This is a genomic window from Microcoleus sp. BM001215392, assembly GCF_036700185.1.
GTDB lineage: Bacteria > Cyanobacteriota > Cyanobacteriia > Cyanobacteriales > Microcoleaceae > Microcoleus.
In genome coordinates, this window is the sequence record NZ_JAUBOJ010000346.1 from 1 (window position 1) to 2550 (window position 2550).

Sequence of the window (2550 nt, forward strand, 5' to 3'; positions counted from 1 at the left end):
AAAACGGTGTTCGGTGGATTTAATGATGTGTCTCTCTGCTAGTTGCATTTAGACTATCCATTTTTTAACGCTCGCAATAATTTTCGCTTGTTGACCTTCTGACTAGATCATACTACCGTTGCTTACTACTGCTTACAAACTTAATGAAGTTTTATAATACTATCTTGGAGCTATTTGATATCTGCCACAGGTATCGGTTGTTGGCCTTTGATATCGCGATCGGGGTTTCTGTTTTTCTTAACCGCTGTCAGTCAATCGCACGATCGTTTTCCTGCCTCCCTTGCTAGCAGCACTCGTGGTGGCTGCTATGGGTTCTGCGATGTGCGATCTCGACTACGTACCATCGCCAAAATGCTTTGTAGTGCGCCGTTCACTCTGATCTCAGGCTGCTCGCCCAAGGGACACGTGGGAATTCCGAATCGAGCGGACACGATTTTAAATTTGAGCAGATGCAACACTAACTGCATCAGAGGTGGCAAACACTGGCGGGCCCGCTAAATTCTTTTTTTTCAACGGTAAGAGTCGATCGATCCCATGTTTCTGGGAAGCTACCGCAGCCAGCGCCACCTGAAGATTCCGCTTCAGCTCAAGTTCCGCTATCGGAGAACTTGAGTTGAAGCTAACACTTTTTCTAAGGCACACCGGCGCGTCCTTACTTGGCGTTCATTTCACCAAACCGAGCTCGTTTGATGCCAAAAATGCCAGTTTTTACTTATCAGTCGGAAGCAGCACCTTATCAATTACGTGAATAACGCCGTTGCTAGCTTTGATGTCAGCTTTCACAACATTAGCGCCGCTGACAGTAACTTTACCTGCTGCAACAACCACTTTCAGCGAGGAGCCTTCAACACTTTTAACATCGCCGGATTTGAGGCTAGTAGATAAAACAGCACCAGGAACAACGTGGTAAGTTAAAACTTTAGCAAGTTTGGCTTTGTTGGCTGGTTTGAGCAAATCATCCAAGGTTGCTTTTGGCAAAGCAGCAAATGCCGCATCTGTCGGTGCAAAAACAGTGAAAGGGCCTTTTCCTTGGAGAGTTTTAACCAAGTCTGCTGCTCCCAAAGCCTTTGTCAATGTCTTGAATTGAGCGTCGCCAGATGCAATAGCAACAATATCCTTAGTAGCGGCTGTTGCTGATGGTGAAGTTGTTGGTGCTGGTGAAGCTGCGATTTGCAGATTTCCTGTTTGATTGCTAACAGTTGTGTTGGAGTTAATGTGAGCCCAAGCGGGGAAACCAATCAACGCGCTAGCGCCGATTACTCCTGCGCAACCTGTGAGTTTTTTCATCCAGCTAGGTAAATTTTGATTTTTCATTGCGCCTGCATTTCCTTATGACAATAAAACAGTGAACTTGAATTCTTGTGTTAGCCTGCATCTCCTTAAAAGGTCAGGTTGGGAAAGGCTATGATAGAGAAAAAATTCTCTCAGATTCCCGATCGGCTCAAAACTCCCTCACTATAGCGCAAGCTTAGGAAAAAAGAGGGTCAACCGTTAAATCTGTAGCTCAAAACCTCAATCACCGAACCCGTTTGGGGTAAGTCAGCAGATTTGATCGAAATCGTATCCCCATCCAATCTTCGTACTGGTGTACCATCCATCAGGGTCAAGAATTGATCTAGTGGCACTAAATCGCACGCAGCAGCATCCGCGGCTTGGGTTTTGAAATGTGTAGGAATGACCATCTTTGGTTTAAGAAGTTGCACAGTTTGCTTTGCTTCCGCCGGAGTGTAAGCTTTCGGCCCTCCACCCACAGGGATTAGCAAAATATCTGGCCGCCCGATCAAAATTTGTTCTTCAATGCCGATCGGGCCAGCGACTCCACCCAAGTGTAAAATTTTGACACCAGCTTGCTGCCAAAGCCAAGCCACATTTACCCCAAAACGCCGTCCTCCCTCACGGTCTTTTTGAGTGCGAATGCCTTGAATCCGCAGCCCGTTAGACCTATAAGCGCCTGGTTCGTACAAAAGACCGGGATTGCCCGAAAATCCATCTACCGCCCCTTCATCGAGCAATCTGCTGCTAATCAGAATCAAATCTGTTGGCACTTTAGGAGAGCGATAGCCTGCCGTACAGCCCAGCGGGCGAAAAGGATTCACCAGCACCCTCGCACCGCCTCCTGCGAACAAAAAGCAAGTGTGTCCTAACCACTGAACCGACAAAGAACCAGTAGTTTGAGCTTGATAGCTTTCCCATCCAGATGGCAAACCAGTAAAGAAAGCCGCTAGCAAACCCGTCTGTGCGTAACGTATTAATTGTCGCCGTTTCATCTTTTGGTTGCGGTTATCGGGTGTTGGTCGTATGACGTTATACCATAAAATGCCACAACGTGCGAAATGTGCGATCGAGTTTTATGGTAAAGTGCGTAATGCGTACTCTACAAATCCAGAGAAACTCAACTAAGCAAATCCACTTGATTAAACGTAAAATACGGCTCGCGTTCAAGTTGAGCGTGTATGTCTTTTTCTTTCTCCCTTCTTCCGACTTCCATCAAACTGAATTCGTTACATCCGCTACATCCGCTACAGAATCCGTTGCCGAACTTCCTTCTTC

The 2550-nt window shown here is 46.6% G+C and carries 3 protein-coding genes; 1 reads left to right on the forward strand and 2 read right to left on the reverse strand.

Features of this window, described 5'->3' with window-relative positions:
* Nucleotides 1–708: 708 nt before the first annotated feature.
* Together QT974_RS27085 and QT974_RS27090 are read right to left on the reverse strand one after the other, a co-directional pair.
* Nucleotides 709–1314: a fasciclin domain-containing protein gene (locus tag QT974_RS27085; RefSeq protein ID WP_333471503.1), complete on the reverse strand. Its 606-nt coding sequence runs from the start codon at nucleotides 1312–1314 to the stop codon at nucleotides 709–711.
* Nucleotides 1315–1484: 170 nt separating this feature from the next.
* The gene (locus QT974_RS27090; RefSeq protein WP_333471504.1) at nucleotides 1485–2267 is read right to left on the reverse strand and encodes an MBL fold metallo-hydrolase; all 783 of its coding nucleotides are present in this window, start codon (nucleotides 2265–2267) and stop codon (nucleotides 1485–1487) included.
* 98 nt (nucleotides 2268–2365) lie between these two features.
* On the opposite strand from QT974_RS27090, the gene QT974_RS27095 reads away from it, so the two are divergent.
* Nucleotides 2366–2550: hypothetical protein (locus QT974_RS27095; RefSeq protein WP_333471505.1), on the forward strand; the 185-nt coding region annotated here is incomplete at its 3' end.